Here is a 2,270-nt window from a genome sequence, read left to right on the forward strand (position 1 = left end):
TGCCGGCCAGTACGGCGACAGCAAACAGTAACACCGTGCCAGGGACGATCAGTCCGGCGATCGCCAGGCATTCGACAAGGGCCACGATAAACACCGCTGCGGCCAGCCACTGGGGATTGGCCGCCAGCCAACCGGTCACGCTATCGAGCCATGGGCCCATACAAAAAACTCCATCAAATATTCAATCGGCTCGCTGGGGGAGTGAGCCTGCTCGCGAAGAGGGTGTGTCAGTTGAATCTCTTTTGGCTGACCCTCTGCTTTCGCGAACAGGCTCGCTCCCGCATGGAATTCCTTTTAGTTCAGACCTGCTTCTGACCCCGACAGCAGGAAATAGTCGCGCCCTTCGACCTGGCCCCGGCGCAGCGGGTTCCGTGTGCACCATTGCGCATAGCTGGCGTCGACGAAGCGGTACATCAGGTGTTCGTCGCGGCCATGGGGGATACCCAGTCGCGTCGTCTGAATGATGTGGGTCGGTGTCGGTCCGGTGTCTTCCACCAGGAGCATTTCATGATCGAAACGCCTGGCGTCCCACACCGGTACCTTCAGGCCAAGAGCCTTGCACAGCAATGTCTGCCCGGCGCAGAGTTTTTGTGACGGGCGCGGACGACCCTGTGCATCCGGATTGTTCAGCAGCATCTGCGCCAGGCTCGACTGCCCGCTGATGTCATCGACCCACGGATACGCCGATTTGATCAGCACGGCATTGCCCGGCCCTTGCGCGCTGAAATTCAGTGAGTCGCCGCCACGGGCGTAATACATATAGATGTGGCCGCCATCCAGAAACAAAGCCTTACGCTTTTCTGTGTAACCGAGGGACGCGTGACTGCCTTTTTCCGCGCAGTAATACGCTTCGGTTTCGATAATCCGCGCACTCAGCCACAGACTGCCGACACGATGACGGATGACTTTGCCGAGCAGATCCTTTGCCAGCACTTGGGCGTCTCGGTCGAAAAAAGCGTCCGGGAGCCCCAGTGGCAGGCTTTCGGCGTGGTTGCGAGCGGTCAGGTTGGACATGGCAGGCAAGGTTTATCCAGGCTGAAGAGGTCGTAATGATAACAATGCGCGGCTTAACTACGGCTTAACGTCGGCGATTCGCCGTTCATTTCGACCATCCGCCCGTCACCGCTGTTAGTCCCGGGACGCGACAGCTATAATCTGCCGCTTTCCTCTTTGCCAAGACCCCAGCAGACCATGACTGAGTCCGTTCTTGACTACATGACCCGATTGGGTCGCGCCGCCCGCGAAGCCTCCCGGGTCATCGGCCGTGCCAGCACTGCGCAGAAAAACCGCGCCTTGCAGGCTGCTGCCAATGCTTTGGACGCCGCTCGTGCCGAGCTGGCTGCAGCCAATGAGCAGGATCTGGCCGCCGGTCGCGCCAATGGTCTGGAGCCGGCATTGCTGGAACGCCTGGAACTGACTCCGGCGCGCATCGACGGCATGATCGTCGGCTTGCGTCAGGTCGCTGCGCTGCCGGACCCGGTCGGCGCGATCCGTGACATGAGCTTCCGTCCGTCGGGCATTCAGGTCGGCAAGATGCGCGTGCCGCTGGGCGTGATCGGGATCATCTACGAATCCCGTCCCAACGTGACCATTGATGCCGCGAGCCTGTGTCTGAAGTCGGGCAACGCGACCATCCTGCGCGGTGGCTCAGAAGCGATTCATTCCAATCGAGCGATCGCCGCGTGCATCCAGCGCGGTCTGGCCGAGGCCGAACTGCCGGCAGCGGTGGTGCAAGTGGTCGAAACCACCGACCGTGCCGCGGTCGGCGCAATGATCACCATGCCCGAGTACGTCGACGTGATCGTGCCGCGTGGTGGCCGTGGTCTGATCGAGCGCATCAGCCGCGATGCGCGCGTGCCGGTGATCAAGCACCTGGACGGCATCTGCCACGTTTACGTCAGCCAGCACGCCGACCTGGCGAAAGCCCAGCGCATCGCGTTCAACGCCAAGACCTATCGCTACGGGATTTGCGGGGCGATGGAGACGTTGCTGGTCGATCAAACGGTTGCAAAGGATTTCCTGCCGTCGATGGCGGCGCAGTTCCGCGAAAAAGGCGTCGAACTGCGTGGCTGCGAGCGCACCCGGGCAATCATCGACGCCGTGCCGGCCAGCGAAGACGACTGGAGCACCGAATACCTGGCGCCGATCCTGTCGATCCGCGTGGTCGACGGCCTGGCTCAGGCCATCGAACACATCAACCATTACGGCTCCCATCACACCGACTCGATTGTCAGCGAAAACCTCGCCGACACCCGCCGGTTCGTGGCGGA

2 protein-coding genes and 1 pseudogene are annotated in these 2,270 nt (G+C 61.6%); 1 reads left to right on the forward strand and 2 read right to left on the reverse strand.

Annotation, left to right across the window (positions count from 1 at the left end):
• Both DBR24_RS32440 and DBR24_RS16540 read right to left on the reverse strand, forming a co-directional pair.
• Positions 1–160 (reverse strand): annotated as a pseudogene (locus DBR24_RS32440) (phosphoesterase); the annotation flags it as partial.
• Positions 161–294: 134 nt separating this feature from the next.
• On the reverse strand, positions 295–1,014 hold the full coding sequence (locus tag DBR24_RS16540) for a DNA-3-methyladenine glycosylase (protein ID WP_123463822.1): 720 nt from the start codon (positions 1,012–1,014) through the stop codon (positions 295–297).
• A gap of 177 nt (positions 1,015–1,191) precedes the next feature.
• On the opposite strand from DBR24_RS16540, the gene DBR24_RS16545 reads away from it, so the two are divergent.
• Positions 1,192–2,270, forward strand: a 1,079-nt coding sequence (locus DBR24_RS16545; protein ID WP_371921305.1) for a glutamate-5-semialdehyde dehydrogenase, incomplete at its 3' end; no start/stop codon positions are given.

This window comes from Pseudomonas sp. HMWF006 (assembly GCF_003061205.1).
In the GTDB taxonomy this organism is placed as follows: domain Bacteria; phylum Pseudomonadota; class Gammaproteobacteria; order Pseudomonadales; family Pseudomonadaceae; genus Aquipseudomonas; species Aquipseudomonas monsensis.

What these genes read in the sequence shown, in the direction of transcription:
- DBR24_RS16540 (WP_123463822.1), bottom strand. Translation starts at nt 1,014, where the DNA reads ATGTCCAACCTGACCGCTCGCAACCACGCCGAAAGCCTGCCACTGGGG.